This is a genomic window from Curtobacterium sp. ZW137, from assembly GCF_003762905.1.
GTDB lineage: Bacteria > Actinomycetota > Actinomycetes > Actinomycetales > Microbacteriaceae > Curtobacterium.
Genome location: NZ_RJKS01000001.1, coordinates 158,077 through 171,778, shown reverse-complemented (window position 1 = coordinate 171,778; position 13,702 = coordinate 158,077). Strand labels below are relative to the sequence as shown.

The following is a 13,702-nucleotide window of genomic DNA, read 5'->3' as shown; positions in this document are numbered from 1 at the left end:
ACCGGAAGCGACACGGAGTGCGATCTCACGTTGGGGGCGGCGCGACGCCGTGCCCGGCGCCGTGCGTGGTGCGAGAGGCGTGGTGCGAGGCTCCACGACTCGCCGCTCAGGTTCGTCGAAGTGTCACGAATGCTCTCTGTTCGGACTCGAGATGCGCGAATGACGGCATCTCGACAGACAGACGGGCCGCCGGCGGCACCGGGCGCGCGGCGCGGCCCGGGCGCGGGTCAGGACGCGCGAGTGGCGCGGCGCGCCGCGAGCTCGTCGGCAGGGTCCGCCGCGGGCGTCGCGTCGAGCTCGACGAGGGAGGACTCGACCTCTCGCAGGACCTTGCCGACCGCGATGCCGAACACGCCCTGGCCGCGGGACACGAGGTCGATGACCTCGTCGTCGGAGGTGCACAGGTACACCGAGGCACCGTCGGACATCAGGGTGGTCTGGGCGAGGTCCGAGACGCCGGACTCCCGGAGCTGGTTCACCGCCGTGCGGATCTGCTGGAGCGAGATCCCGGTGTCGAGGAGGCGCTTCACGAGCTTGAGCACGAGGATGTCCCGGAAGCCGTAGAGCCGCTGCGACCCGGAGCCGGCGGCCCCGCGGATCGTGGGTTCGACGAGCTCGGTACGTGCCCAGTAGTCGAGCTGGCGGTAGCTGATGCCGGCTGCCTTCGCGGCGACGGTGCCGCGGTAGCCGTTCTGCTCGTCGTGTTCGGGCAGGCCGTCGGTGAAGAGCAACCCGAGGTCGTACCGCGTCATGTCTGACGGGGTACCGGGGGTTTCGTTCCCACTCATTGGACTGCCTTCCAGGACGATCGAGCCCCCGCCCGAAGCTTCAACGACGGGTTGAGAGTTGTGCCGAGGTCCACGGTAGCGACTCCGACGGCTCCGACGCGGTACATCCGACTCGGCGCGTCCGGCGTGTCGAGGATACGCCCGCCCACCGACGAAACGACAGGCCCGGACGACGAGCCCACCGGCGGGACGACAGGCCCGGTGGAGACCGGGCTCACGCGTCCATCCGCCCGATCGCGGCCCGGATGAGGTTCGACCGGATGACCTCGAGGTGCCCGGCGATCTCCCGCGCGAGCTCGAGCGCCTTCGCCTTGGACGTGGCGTCACCGCGGCGGGACACCGGCATGAGCGCCGACTCGATGAGCCCGACTTCCCGCTCGGCGGTGCTGCGGAAGGTCCGGAGGTGCCGCGGCTCGATGCCGGACCGCTGCAGTTCGACGAGGGCCTTCAGCACGACGACGGAGTCCTCCGCGAAGGTGTCCGACGCCGGCAGGAGCGACGCGGTGACGGCGTCGGAGAGCAGCATCGGCGACGCCCCGGCAGCACGCACCAGGTCGTCGCGGGAGTACCGCTTCTCGCGCACGAGGATCGACGGCTTCGGCGCGTCCCCACCCCCGGGCAGCACCGGGTCACGCCCGGCGTCGACGTCGGCGAGGTACTCCTTGATGACCTTGAGTGGCAGGTAATGGTCACGCTGCAGCCCGAGCACGACGCGGAGCCGCTCGAGGTCCGCCGGCGAGAACTTGCGGTACCCGCTGGCGGTCCGGACCGGTGTGACGAGCTCGCGTTCCTCGAGGAATCGCAGTTTCGAGCTCGACAGGTCCGGGAACTCCGGCTTCAACCGCGCGAGGACCTGGCCGATGGTCAGCAGGTCCGCGGACGGCGAACCCGACCGCACCGCGGCCGAGCGAGCAGCCACTACGCGTTCGCCAGGCGCGCCAGGTCGACGCGGGACGCGTAGAACGTCAGGCGGAACTTGCCGACCTGCACCTCGGCGCCGTCGGTGAGCTGTGCTTCGTCGATGCGGTCACCGTCGAAGTACGTCCCGTTCAGGGAACCGAGGTCCTTCACGGTGAACGCCGTGCCCCTGCGCAGGAACTGCGCGTGCTTCCGCGACACCGTGACGTCGTCGAGGAAGATGTCGGCGTCGGGGTGCCGTCCTGCCGTCGTGACGTCGGAGTCGAGCAGGAACCGGGCGCCGACGTTGGGGCCGCGGCGGACGACGAGCAGCGCCGAGCCGGACGGCAGGGCGTTGATCGCTTCACGTTCTTCGGGTGAGACACCGGACTCGGGCGTCAGGGCCGCTCCGAGTTCCATGCTGAAGGTCAGCGTCGTGTCGACCAGCCGCTGCTCCGGGGCGCGCTGTCCCTCTGGCTGCGGGACCACTGGATCTGGCATCGGTGGACCTCCTCCTCTTGGCGTCCAAGCGTATCGGAAACGCGGGTGCCGTCGAGAGCCCCGTCCTCGGGTGACACGACCTGTCCGCGGCCAGCGGACAGGGACCGGGTGAACGGCGGACGGGAGGCACGGTGCCAGCTGGCACCGCGCCTCCCGTCCGGTGGTGATCGCGACCAGTGCGCTCAGCTGCCGTCCTGCAGGATCTGCTTGATCTCGGAGTCCTTGAGCTTCACCCAGGGCGAGCCGTCGGGGTCGCTCGTGGAGGCCTCCGGGCTGTTGCCGGTGTTCCACCACTTCGCCTGGTACGGGATCCCGTCGAAGAGGACCCGGTCGCCCGTGTCGTACGTCGCGGTGCCCGACCACGCGTCGTACGTGCCGGCCGGCAGGGTGACCTGCTTCACCGGCTTCTCGCCCGCGAGGACGGGGCCGACCAGCTGCCACGGCGTCTCGTAGGCACTCAGCACCGGGTCGTCGGGCAGGTCACCGGAGGTCCACCACTTCGCCTCGTAGACGTTCCGGTGCCAGACGATCTTCGTGCCCTCGAGGTAGGACGCGTCCGAGCTCCACACCGGGTAGGGGCTGGTCGACGGGTCGTCCGTCGGCTGCACGGTCGCCGAGGGCTCGGCGGTCGTGACGTCCGACGCGGCCGCGACGACCCCGCCGCTGAAGCCCTTGCCGAGCACGTCGGCGAAGAGCACGCCGTCCTGGTCGACACCGGAGCAGGAGTTCGAGACGGTCGAGAGGTTGACGTAGTTCGTCCCACACGTCGTGTCCCGGTTCAGCGACCACATCGACATCCGGCCGAGGCCCCGCTGCGTCGCCCAGGTGTTGAGCTTCTTCGCGTCGGCCATCGTGAAGACCTCGTCCTGCACGTCGTTCTGGCCGATCATCGGCGTCGCGCCGATCTTGTGCCAGAGCGTGCCGTCGGTCAGCGGCGTGCCGGACCGCTTGTAGAGGACACCGAGCTGGCGGTGCACCTCCTGCAGCGTCTGCACCGAGGCGGAGTACATCCTCTGGCTCGCACCCTTGCCGTCCCCGTAGTCCATCGTCATCGCGTTCACCCCGGCGAGGTCGACACCGGCCTTGAGGAACTGCGCGACCGCGGTGGTGCCGTCGCTCGTGAGTCCGGACGGTGCAGCGGGCAGCGTCAGCCACACGGCGAGCGGGTGCCCGGCGGCGCGGCGCTCCTCCTGGAGCTTCGCGACCGCCTTCGCGCGGCGCTCCCCCGCGGCGTGGTTCGTCAGGTCGTCACCCTCGACGTCGTAGTCGACCGTGCTGACGTCGTAGCGCTTGACGACGGTCGTGTAGGCGTCCACCAGGTCGGCGCTGTTCGTGCAGGTGGTCGCGAGCTCGTCGTTGGACAGGCCGCCGAAGGACACGCCGACCTCGCCGTGCTGCTGCTGCAGGCGGGCGATGCGCCGGTCGAGGTCGAGCTGGTCCGACGCACCCTGGAGTGAGTAGAACGAGCCCCACGTCGGGGTGCAGGCGGCGTCGTTGTCCGCGACGACGAAGGACAGCATCACGTTGCGGCCCTTCGTGGACTTGACGTCCTCGAAGGCGAACGTCGGGGTGGCGGTCACGTCGGTGTACGCGGCGAACCAGGACTGCTGGGTCTCCGAGGCCTGCGCGGACTGCCAGCGGTCGAAGCCGGCGTAGCCGGCGGCGAGGAGGGCGACGGCCACGACGGCGGCGAGGCCGACGCGGAGCGGGGAGAGGCGTTTCGTGGTCGACATGGTCAGGCGGCCGTCTTCTCGTTCGTGTCGGTGGTCGTCGTGCCGGTGTGGCCGGTCCCGGTCGTGCTGCCGGTGCGGCCCGCGCCGACGACGTCGGCGTGGTGGCGCTTCGGCATGGTCTGGCCGCGGTCCCCGAAGTAGAGGACGGCGCGCCAGTCCTCGGTGACGGGTTCGAGCGTCGGCATGCCCGTGCCCGTGCTCGCGCCGCGGCGCCCGGCCCGCGCCTGCTGCCGCGCCTGCTTGCGTGCCTGCTTCCGCGCCGCACGGGCAGCCGGGTCGTAGAACATCCACCCGGTCGCCCAGATGAAGACGTCGACCACGGAGTTCCAGATCCCGATGTAGGCGACGATCGCGTACATCGCGAGCAGGGCGTTGAACGCGGCGAACACCGCGTTGCCCCAGTTGCCCGCGTGGAAGTCGCGCACGAACGTGAACACCGAGAAGACGACCATCGCGTACGGCGCGAGGACGTACAGCGCCGGGGAGGCGGTCCGGTCCCGGACCTTCGGCGTGCGGGCGAAGGGGATCTTCTTCGCGGTCAGTGCCTGCTGGATGCTCTTCAGCACGCCGGCCACGTTCACCGGCATCAGGATCAGGTTGAAGCCGTAGATGCGGAGCACGTCCGTGCGCTTGTACCCGCAGTACTTCAGGTCGCTGCTCAGCAGCCAGAAGTACGGCAGCGCGGCGAGGAGCACCATCGGGCTGAGCAGCCGCGAGTCGTACGGGTAGGCCAGCAGGAAGATCAGGCCGAACGACGCCCACGCGATCGACGCCATGTAGTTGACGCGGAGGGACATCTCGACGATGCCGACCCGCTCGCCGCGGGCACGACGCTCGCGCACCTGGCGGAGGTACTTCGGCAGGATCAGGAGCCCGCCGTTCGCCCAGCGGCGCCGCTGCACGATCAGGGACCCGAAGTCCGGCGGGGTCGCGCTGTACGACAGACGCTCCGGGTAGTTCACGAGCGACCAGCCGTGCATGCCGAGGTCGACGCTCGACTCGGTGTCCTCGATGACGGTGCGGTCCTGCACGTAGCGCTTCACCTCGAAGCCGCCGACGGTCTCGACCTCCTCGATGTCACGGAGCGCCCGGGTGCGGATGACCGCGTTCGCGCCGACCCAGAAGGTCGCGTTGTGGCGCGACATGCCCTGGTGGAGGATGTGCTGGATGTCGGTCGTCGCCCCGGCGAGCCGCTCGATGCGGGTCGCAGCGCCGCGGAACGACGAGTACGGGGTCTGCGTGACGGCGACGCGGGCGTTCTCCGGCTGCTCGAGGAAGTACACCAGGCGCAGGCAGTAGTCGCGGAGCAGGACCGAGTCGGCGTCGAGCGTCAGGACGTAGTCCGACGCGGGCACGACGAGGTCGGCGGTCGCCGGGTCGGTGACCGTGCGGAGGATCGTGCCCGACGCGGTCTCGTCGAACGCGTACGCACCGCCGAGCAGGCCGATGTACGAGTTCAGGTTCATCGCCTTGTTCGCCTCGTCCGAGAGGTTCGCGAAGCGCTTCCGCTCGAACGTGGTGATCTCGGCGGTGAAGGTCCAGGCAAGGCGGCGCTGGAGTTCCACGACGCGGGACGAGGGGATCTCGGTGAGCAGGGCACCGTGCGCGCGGGCGTCAGCGCCGGCGTCGGCGTGCGCCCCGGCGTCAGCGCCGGCGTCGCCGTGCGCCCCGGCGTCGGCGTCCAGCGCGTCCACGATCGCCGCTTCGAGTGCCTCGGACGTCAGCCGCAGCTCGTCCGCCAGGGCGACGAGGACCTGGTCGTGGAAGAAGTGGTCGACGTGGTCGACGACATCGTGCTCCCGGGCGTGCCGGCGCAGCCAGGCGTCGGCCCAGCGGTGGTGCTCGACGAGGGTGCGGAGCGAGTCGACGGTCGCGACGGGGGTGTGCGACGCCTCCACCTCGGCGGAGAGCAGCGCCTCCTGGAACCGCTCGGCCGCGGGGGCGAGCTGGTTCTGGATGGTGGCTGCGACCGCGCGGGTGCGCTGCAGCTTGTCGAGCGTCTCGGGGTCGGTCGGGAACGGCGCGTCGTCGACGAGCAGCACCACCCGGAGCGACGGGTACTCCTGCAGTGCGGCGGACCAGAGCGTCGTCGCGATGACGTCCGGCTCCTCGGCGTAGCTCGGCACGAGGACCGTCAGCGGGGACTCGTGCCCCTCGCCGAAGTGCCGGTCGAGCTCGGCGCGCGGCACGCGGACGTGAGTGGCGAAGCGCTCGAGCGCCCCCTGCCGTGCGACCAGGTGCATCAGCGCGGAGAACGTCAGGAAGGTGACCACGACCAGGTAGGACAGCGCCTCGGTGGTGAACCGGAAGCTCTCGGTGCCGTAGTTCAGGAACTGGCGGATCACCGTGTAGATCACGTAGGCGAGCCAGAACGCGATGGTCAGGATGATGGCGATGCGGCCGGAGACGAGCTTCCGGTCGGAGGGGCGGGCGTGCAGGGTGTCGAGCGGGTGGGTACGCCGCTCGGAACCCCACTGCCGACGGCGCACGGGCGCGTCGTCGAGCTGTTCGGGCATGGGTGTCCTTCGTTCGACCGGACCAGCGCTCGCTCGGGTGGGGCACTGTCGGGAGTCCGGGGTCGTGTCCGACGTTAGGGGGACACCGCGGGGGGCGTGGACACCCGGAAGGGGGGTTCTGAGCGTGCCGTGCGGAAAACCGCAATCCCGCGCGGATCCCCGTACCGGCGCACCCGCAGGCGTGTCGCGTCACACCCGGCCGGGAGGCTCGGCGCACCCCCGCCCCGCGCGTCACCCCGTCGCGCGCCGGTGTCGCCTCGGTCGCGGGCACCCCCGGTGAGATCGCAGTCCGTGTCGCCTCGGTCGCAGGCACCCGACACGAAGTGCGATCTCAGTCCGTGTCGCCTCGGTCGCGGGCACCCCCGGTGAGATCGCAGTCCGTGTCGCCTCGGTCGCGGGCACCCCCGGTGAGATCGCAGTCCGTGTCGCCTCGGTCGCGGGCACCCGACACGAAGTGCGATCTCAGCGGGCGGGTTTCGGCGGGCGCGCGGCGCGCGAGCGCGGCGGGTGCCGCGCGCGCAGGCGCGTCAGCGGCCTCGGGCCAGGAGCCAGAGGAGGTACGGGGCACCGACGACACCCGTCACGACGCCGACCGGCAGCGCGTTGCCCGGGATCGCGAACTGCGCGATGAGGTCGCTCGCGAGCACGATCACCGCGCCGACCGCCGCCGACACCCCGAGCGCGACCCGCCCCCCGCCGACGAGCCGCCGCGCGATCGGCGCCGCCATCAGCGCGACGAACGACACCGGTCCGGCGGTCGCGACGGCAGCGGCGGTGAGGAGCACCGCGGTGAGGAGCAGCAGCACCTTCGCCCGGTTCGGCCGCAGTCCGAGGGACGCCGCGACCTCGTCCCCGAGGGTCAGCACCGTGAGCCGCGGCGACTGCACCAGCGCCGCGACCATGAGCACGACGAACCCGACGCCGAGGAGCCCGACGACCCCACGGTCCACCGCGTTGAGGCTGCCGGAGAGCCACAGGAGCGCCGTCCCCGCCTGCTGCACGGTGCCGCTCGTGAGCATCCAACCGGTGACACTGAGCGACATCGCCGCGACGCCGATCCCGACGAGCACGACCCGGTTGCCGGTGATCCCGCGGCGCCACGCGAGCCCGCCGATCACCAGCGAGACCAGCACGGCGCCGATGAGCACGACGGTGAACAGCGACGCCCCCGATGCGCCGAAGAGCACGATCGCGGTGAGCCCGGACGCGCTCGCGCCCGACGTGATCCCGATGACGTCCGGGCTGGCGATCGGGTTCCGGACGACGCTCTGGACGATGCCCCCAGCGACGCCGAGGCTCGCGCCGACGAGCAGCGCGGCCAGGGTGCGGGGACCGCGGAGCTGGCCGATCACGAAGTCCGACACGGTGTCGCCGTGCCCGAAGAGCGCGGCGACGACCTGGCCCGGGGAGAGCGGGATCTCGCCGACACCGAGGCCGACGAGCACGAGCGCGACGAGCACGACGACGACGGCCCCGAGCACGACGAGTTCGCGTCGGAGCCCGCGGACGGCGGCGCGCACACGGACGACCACGGCGCTCACAGCCCCTTCACCGCCTTCGACCGGACGAGCCCGATGAACACCGGCGCGCCGATCAGCGCCGTGACGATGCCGACCTGCAGCTCCCCCGGGTACGCGACGACCCGGCCGATGACGTCGGCGACGAGGAGCAGCGCCGGTGCGACGATCGCCGACAGCAGGATCGTCCAGCGGTGGTCCGGTCCGCTCAGGCGCCGGACGGCGTGCGGCACGGCGAGCCCGATGAACGCGATGGGGCCGGCTGCGGCGACCGCGGAGCCGGCGAGCAGCACGGTCACGAGCCCGCCGACGGCGCGGACGAGCACGACGCGCTGCCCGAGGGAGGCGGCGAGCTCGTCGCCGAGCGCCAGGGTGTTCAGCGACCGACCGAGCGCGAACGCGATGACGAGCCCGACGAGCACCGGGATCGTGACGACGCCGGCGGTGCCGAGGTCCTTGCCCGCGAGCGCACCCACCTGCCAGAAGCGCAGCTGGTCGAGGAGGCTCTGGCTCGTCACGAGGACCGCGGTCGTGATGGACGCGAGCGCCGCGGCCACCACGGCGCCGGACAGCGCGAGGCCGACCGGGGTCAGTCCGCGCTTCGCGACGGCGGCGATGCCGTAGACGAGGAGCGCCGCCAGGGCGGCGCCGGCGAACGCGAACGGCAGGTACGCCGCGGTGCCGCTGATGCCGAACAGCGCGATGCCGGTGACGACGGCGAGGGCCGCGCCGGAGTTGATGCCGAGCACGCTCGGGTCGGCGAGCGGGTTGCGCGTGACGCCCTGCATGACGGCGCCGGCGACCCCGAGTGCCGCACCGGCGAGCAGTCCGACGACGGTCCGCGGGACCCGGTTGCCGAGCACGATGAGCCCGATCTCGTCGTTCCGGCCGGGGTGCGTGACCGCGTCGAACACCGTGGCCAGCGGGATCGGCCGCGACCCGAAGGCGATGCTGAGCGCCACGGCGACGGCGAGCACCACGACCGCGAGGACGGTCGCCCCGACGAGTCGGGGCACGGAGCTGGGCGCGGGAGGCGCGGGCGACGGGGAACGCATGAGAGGTGAGGCAACCCTAACGTGCGACCGTCCACGGCGATCGCCGAGCGAGTCATGAGCATGCGCAGGGGTCGCTCATAGGTTCGTCATTGGGAACGGGCTTGTACTCGTATCCATCGACGCCCGACCGGGACGTCGAGAGCGACCGGAGAGCACCGATGAACGAGACCCCGAACCCCGACGCCGAACCGGGCACGACGCCGATCGACGCACAGGACACCGCCCCCCGCTCGACGTGGGAGGCCCCGCACGCGGACGCTTCGACGCTCCGCCCGGCCTACGCGTTCGACGGCTCCGGTCCGTACCTCTACGCTCCCGACGGCTCCGGCCCCTACGCCTACGCCGCCGACGGCCGCGGCCCGTACCTCGTCGGCAGCCCGGCCCTCACCGGTGCCGCCAACGCCTGGACGCACGCCGCCCAGCACGGCGAGCAGACCGGTGCCCAGCACGGCGCCCCCTACGGCCAGCCGTACGGCGCAGCCGCCCCCGGCCACCAGGGCTGGACCGGCGCCTTCGGCACCCGCCCCGGCACCAAGAAGCGCAAGCTCGGGCTGATGATCGGCTCCGGCATCGCGGCGCTCGCGATCGTCGGCGCGGCCGGCGGCACGGCGCTCGGGCTCTCCTCGCAGAGCACCGAGACCACCTCGAGCCAGTCGCAGGGCACCACGACGACGCCGGACACCGGCAGCGGCACCGACGGCAGCGGCACGAACGGCTTCACCGTCCCGGGTGACGGCAGCGACAGCAGCGGCAGCAGCTCGGGGACGAGCACCGAGTCCGCCGCCACGGCCGCGACGACCGCCCAGAAGAAGGGCGTCGTCACGATCAACACCGTCCTGAACTACGACGAGTCCTCGCAGGCCGCCGGCACCGGCATGATCCTGACCTCCGACGGCACGATCCTCACGAACAACCACGTCATCCAGGGCGCGACGAGCATCACCGTCACCGACGAGACCACCGGCAAGGAGTACAAGGCCGACGTGGTCGGGGCCGACGCCACGAACGACGTCGCGGTCCTGAAGCTCGAGGACGCGTCCGGCCTCTCCACCGTGAAGCTCGACGACGACGGCGAGCCGAGCACCGGCGACACCGTCACCGACGTCGGCAACGCGGAGGGAACGGGCAACCTCGTCGCCGCGGAGGGCACCGTCACCGCGACCGACCAGGACATCCAGGTCCAGAGCGAGTCCGGCACCGGGACCGAGTCCCTCACCGGCCTGATCGAGGTCGCGGCGAACATCGTCTCGGGTGACTCCGGCGGCCCGGTGCTCGACTCCGAGGGCGAGGTCGTCGGCATGGCGACCGCGGCGTCCTCCGGCACGACGGACGTCACCGGCTACGCCATCCCGATCACCACGGCGAAGGCCATCGCGACGAAGATCCTGGCGGGCGAGTCCTCCTCGACCATCACGATCGGCCTGCCGGCGTTCCTCGGCGTGGAGATCAGCAGCACCGCGACCGGCACCACGAGCGGCGTCGCCGTCGCCGGCACGGTCGAGGGCTCGGGAGCCGCGACCGCCGGACTCGCCGCCGGAGACACGATCACCTCGATCGACGGCACCGCGATCACGACGTCCGACCAGCTGACGCAGGTCATCCAGTCGAAGTCGGTCGGCGACAAGGTCTCCGTCGGCTACACGAACAGCGCGGGCACGGCTGCGACCGTCACGGTGACACTCACCGCGGGCCCCGCGCTCTAGTCGGCAGGGGCGAGGAACGATCGCACCAGTGACCGGTACACGTTGGCCGGCGACTCCGCAGAGAACGCGGAGGCGCCGGCCTCCGTGCGTCCGACGCGCGCGAAGCCGATGCCGTCCGCGTGCACGATCGTGATCGGTCGCGGCTTGCCGGGGCGGCGCAGGTGCGACACGGTCCACGGTGCCGCCCAGAACCGGGCGAGCCGGGGATCGGCCTCCCCGATCGCCGCGGGCAGGTCGGGAGCGTCGTCCCCACCGGCCAACCGCCTTCCGAGCAGGTCGGCCCTGAGCGTCTCCGTGCGGAACGGGAAGGTCCATGCCGGACCGACACCGAGCCTCCCGGCCGCCACGGCGACCACGCGCTCGGCCGCCAGCCGCGTGACGACGGAGACGGTGTCGTCCGGTGCGTCGACCACCGTTCCGGACCAGGCCTGGAGGCGCGACACGCGCCCGTCGGGCAGGTGCTGTTCCAGCGTGGTCGGCTGGGCGTCGCCGCTCCACGGGTCGAGCAGTTCCTGCGTGGTCGCGGGGACCGTGCCGAATCGGCTGACGAGGCCGGCCTCGACGAGTGCGCGGCCGCCGGGGGTGCGGAGGAGCGTCGGGCTCCACCGCTTGCCGGCCATGCTCGTCAGGGTCGTGAGGGCCTCGTGGCCGAGGCGCGCGCCGGTGATCTCGGCGGGGGCTGCGGCGTCCGGGAGCGGTTCGAGCTCCCGCGGGGAGGTCGCGGAGACCGGGCCGACGGCGCGGACGGAGTCGAGGACGGCGAACACGACGTCGTCGGTGTCGTCGAGGCGGGCGAGGGGGCGTTCGATCGTGACGTCGACGCGGTGCCGCCCGGTCACGAAGAGCAGGTGCGCGCCGACGATGTCGCCGGGGCCGTCCGTGTCCTCGTGCCCGTCATCGCGGCCGGCGTCGGGTCGGACGTACTCGACGAGCCGTGCCGGTGCGCCGACCGTGCCCCAGACGTCGCAGCCGACGAGGAGCAGGCCGTCGACCGAGCCCGGGAGGCGGTCGAGCAGCGAGCCGTTCTCGTCGCCGATGGCCCGGTCGCTCGGGCGGGAGCGGACGGTGATGACGACGTCGTCGCCGGTGACGCGCAGGTCCGCCTGGGCGACGTCTTCGCGCTGCCACGAGTCGGGGCGGCGGAGGGTGACGCGGGCGGTGCGGTCCTCGGTGCCGAGTGGGACGGGGACGGGCATGGCCCGAGGCTACGACGGGGCGGGCGCTCGGGCGCGGGCGGCTCGCCGCGCGCGTCCGGCTTCGCCACCTCGCACGGTGCGAGGTGGCGCGGGCGAGGTCAGCGCGGGCGGGGTGCCGGGGGCGGCGGGACGCGCTTCGCGGCGACGACGTCGGCGAGGGCGACCCGGACCGGGCCGCGGCGGGTGTCGATCGTGACGGAGTCGGGCGTGCGTGCGGCGAGCTCGCCGAGGGCGTCCCGGGCACCGTCGCCGTCGTGGGCCCGGACGACGACCCGCTCGCCGAGTGCGGCGTCGTGCAGGACCCCGAGCGCCAGGGCCCGGGCGACCCGCGCCTGCTCGCTGCCGTCCATGCCCCTGAGCGTACGTGTCCGGCCCGCGGCGGTCGAGCGGGCGAAATACCAGGCCTGGGCGGGCATGTGACCCGGGCATTTCGCCCGCTCGGCGTGCGCGGGGCGGGCGCGCCTAGGGTGGGGGCATGGACAAGGCCCGGGTGGACAGTTGGATCTGGGCGGTCCGGATCACGAAGACCCGGTCCGCCGCGACGACCGCGTGCAAGGCCGGGCACGTCAAGGTGAACGGCGAGCGCGCGAAGCCCTCGCAGCCGGTCGGCCCCGGGGACGAGGTCCGCGTGCGCCAGGCCGGCTTCGACCGGATCGTCGTCGTGAAGAGCCTCATCCTCAAGCGCGTCGGAGCGACCGAGGCGGCGAAGCACCTCGAGGACAAGACCCCGCCGCGCCTGCCGAAGGAAGAGGCCGGGTTCGTCCCGATGCGCGACCGCGGCGCGGGACGTCCGAGCAAGCGGGAGCGCCGGGACCTCGAGAAGCTCCGCGGTTACTGACCCCGGGCCGGGCCGGCGTCAGATGAAGCGGACCGTCTGCTGCAGTCGGTCGCGGATCTCGAACACGTCGACCGCACCCTCGGGCGACCAGACACCGTTGAGCACCTGCCCGAGTGCACTCCGTCGGACGACCAGCGCGGTGGGCTTCCGCTGCGGCCCGACGACCTGCACGTCGTGGTCGACCGCGGAGTCCGGCACGACGAGCAGCCGGCCGGTGAACCGCACGCGCGTCTGCTTCTGCACGGCCCGGGCCGCGCGGACGAGCTCCTTCACGGGGCGCTCCCCCGGCTCGAGGGTCTCCCCCACGATCTCGCCGTGGTCGATGGTGACGGGGCCGCCCCAGTCGATCGACTCCAGAGCCCAGAGCCCGCTCGGCATGAGCACGACGTGGTCGAGCTTGCCTTCGGCTCCGGCGTCGAGGTCGTGCCAGACGGTCACGCCGATGCCCATGTCCGCGACGATCGACGCGGTCGCCTCTTCTGCGAGGGCCTCGCCGAGCAGCCGGCGGATGTACCGCGGGGCGGACCGGATGAGCCCCGGGTCGTACGGGTCCTCGATGGGGTCGCCGAGCCCGACCCACTCGCGCTCTGCCGCGAGGAACACCTCACGCGACCGACCGCCGGGGTGTCCGTGTGACCGGGCGCGGGGTCGGGAGTCGCGGCGCGCCGTGGGTGGTGCGTACTCGTCGCGACCGGACCCGGGCCTCCAGGCAGAGCTGCCCGACGGGGCGGACGTCGGGCGCGATCCGGAGTCGTAGGCGCGACGCGCGGCCGGCGTGCCGACTCGCTCCCACGCGATCTGCACGCGCCGGAACCGGACGGCGTCGCCGCCGAGGTCGGGGTGCGTCTCGCGGGCGGCACGTCGGTAGGCGCGACGGAGTTCCTCGTCGTCGGCGGTCGCGGCAACGCCGAGGACTTCGTACGGGGTGGCGTCGGCCGGGCTGTCGGTCATGGCCCTG

At 72.4% G+C, this 13,702-nt stretch carries 12 protein-coding genes; 2 read left to right on the top strand and 10 right to left on the bottom strand.

From position 1 onward, the window contains the following. Positions 1-227: 227 nt before the first annotated feature. The 7 genes from EDF55_RS00805 to EDF55_RS00775 form a co-directional block, all read right to left on the bottom strand. Positions 228-752, bottom strand: a complete 525-nt coding sequence (locus EDF55_RS00805; protein WP_395868411.1) for a MerR family transcriptional regulator — start codon at positions 750-752, stop codon at positions 228-230. A gap of 250 nt (positions 753-1,002) precedes the next feature. Next, entirely contained in the window at positions 1,003-1,707 is a 705-nt protein-coding gene (locus tag EDF55_RS00800; protein WP_123653060.1) for a MerR family transcriptional regulator, read from the bottom strand. Further along, positions 1,707-2,186, bottom strand: coding sequence for an FHA domain-containing protein (locus tag EDF55_RS00795; protein ID WP_123653059.1), 480 nt, complete (start codon positions 2,184-2,186; stop codon positions 1,707-1,709). The genes EDF55_RS00800 and EDF55_RS00795 overlap by 1 nt, the downstream gene beginning before the upstream one ends. A gap of 182 nt (positions 2,187-2,368) precedes the next feature. Further along, entirely contained in the window at positions 2,369-3,919 is a 1,551-nt protein-coding gene (locus EDF55_RS00790) for a chitinase (protein ID WP_123653058.1), read from the bottom strand. Positions 3,920-3,921: 2 nt separating this feature from the next. Beyond that, on the bottom strand, positions 3,922-6,435 hold the full coding sequence (locus EDF55_RS00785; RefSeq protein ID WP_123653057.1) for a glycosyltransferase family 2 protein: 2,514 nt from the start codon (positions 6,433-6,435) through the stop codon (positions 3,922-3,924). 527 nt (positions 6,436-6,962) lie between these two features. Further along, positions 6,963-7,976: an iron chelate uptake ABC transporter family permease subunit gene (locus EDF55_RS00780; protein WP_243698350.1), complete on the bottom strand. Its 1,014-nt coding sequence runs from the start codon at positions 7,974-7,976 to the stop codon at positions 6,963-6,965. After that, positions 7,973-9,007: an iron ABC transporter permease gene (locus tag EDF55_RS00775; RefSeq protein WP_185017019.1), complete on the bottom strand. Its 1,035-nt coding sequence runs from the start codon at positions 9,005-9,007 to the stop codon at positions 7,973-7,975. The genes EDF55_RS00780 and EDF55_RS00775 overlap by 4 nt, the downstream gene beginning before the upstream one ends. A 158-nt stretch (positions 9,008-9,165) precedes the next feature. Between EDF55_RS00775 and EDF55_RS00770 the strand changes: the two genes are divergently transcribed. After that, positions 9,166-10,710 (top strand): S1C family serine protease, encoded by a 1,545-nt coding sequence (locus EDF55_RS00770; RefSeq protein WP_260235673.1) that lies wholly within the window; start codon positions 9,166-9,168, stop codon positions 10,708-10,710. Here EDF55_RS00770 and EDF55_RS00765 read toward each other — a convergent pair. Together EDF55_RS00765 and EDF55_RS00760 are read right to left on the bottom strand one after the other, a co-directional pair. Then, the gene (locus EDF55_RS00765) at positions 10,707-11,906 is read right to left on the bottom strand and encodes a hypothetical protein (RefSeq protein ID WP_123653056.1); all 1,200 of its coding nucleotides are present in this window, start codon (positions 11,904-11,906) and stop codon (positions 10,707-10,709) included. The genes EDF55_RS00770 and EDF55_RS00765 overlap by 4 nt on opposite strands. A gap of 98 nt (positions 11,907-12,004) precedes the next feature. Next, positions 12,005-12,256 (bottom strand): hypothetical protein, encoded by a 252-nt coding sequence (locus EDF55_RS00760; RefSeq protein WP_221180710.1) that lies wholly within the window; start codon positions 12,254-12,256, stop codon positions 12,005-12,007. 125 nt (positions 12,257-12,381) lie between these two features. On the opposite strand from EDF55_RS00760, the gene EDF55_RS00755 reads away from it, so the two are divergent. Further along, on the top strand, positions 12,382-12,744 hold the full coding sequence (locus tag EDF55_RS00755) for an RNA-binding S4 domain-containing protein (RefSeq protein WP_123653055.1): 363 nt from the start codon (positions 12,382-12,384) through the stop codon (positions 12,742-12,744). An 18-nt stretch (positions 12,745-12,762) separates the two neighbouring features. On the opposite strand, the gene EDF55_RS00750 is transcribed toward EDF55_RS00755, so the two are convergent. Then, positions 12,763-13,695 (bottom strand): DnaJ domain-containing protein, encoded by a 933-nt coding sequence (locus tag EDF55_RS00750; RefSeq protein WP_123653054.1) that lies wholly within the window; start codon positions 13,693-13,695, stop codon positions 12,763-12,765. Positions 13,696-13,702: the final 7 nt, after the last annotated feature.

Coding starts and splice junctions, on each gene's coding strand:
- EDF55_RS00805 (WP_395868411.1), bottom strand. CDS start 752: ATGACGCGGTACGACCTCGGGTTGCTCTTCACCGACGGCCTGCCCGAA.
- EDF55_RS00795 (WP_123653059.1), bottom strand. CDS start 2,186: ATGCCAGATCCAGTGGTCCCGCAGCCAGAGGGACAGCGCGCCCCGGAG.
- EDF55_RS00790 (WP_123653058.1), bottom strand. CDS start 3,919: ATGTCGACCACGAAACGCCTCTCCCCGCTCCGCGTCGGCCTCGCCGCC.
- EDF55_RS00785 (WP_123653057.1), bottom strand. CDS start 6,435: ATGCCCGAACAGCTCGACGACGCGCCCGTGCGCCGTCGGCAGTGGGGT.
- EDF55_RS00775 (WP_185017019.1), bottom strand. CDS start 9,007: ATGCGTTCCCCGTCGCCCGCGCCTCCCGCGCCCAGCTCCGTGCCCCGA.
- EDF55_RS00770 (WP_260235673.1), top strand. CDS start 9,166: ATGAACGAGACCCCGAACCCCGACGCCGAACCGGGCACGACGCCGATC.
- EDF55_RS00765 (WP_123653056.1), bottom strand. CDS start 11,906: ATGCCCGTCCCCGTCCCACTCGGCACCGAGGACCGCACCGCCCGCGTC.
- EDF55_RS00760 (WP_221180710.1), bottom strand. CDS start 12,256: ATGGACGGCAGCGAGCAGGCGCGGGTCGCCCGGGCCCTGGCGCTCGGG.
- EDF55_RS00755 (WP_123653055.1), top strand. CDS start 12,382: ATGGACAAGGCCCGGGTGGACAGTTGGATCTGGGCGGTCCGGATCACG.
- EDF55_RS00750 (WP_123653054.1), bottom strand. CDS start 13,695: ATGACCGACAGCCCGGCCGACGCCACCCCGTACGAAGTCCTCGGCGTT.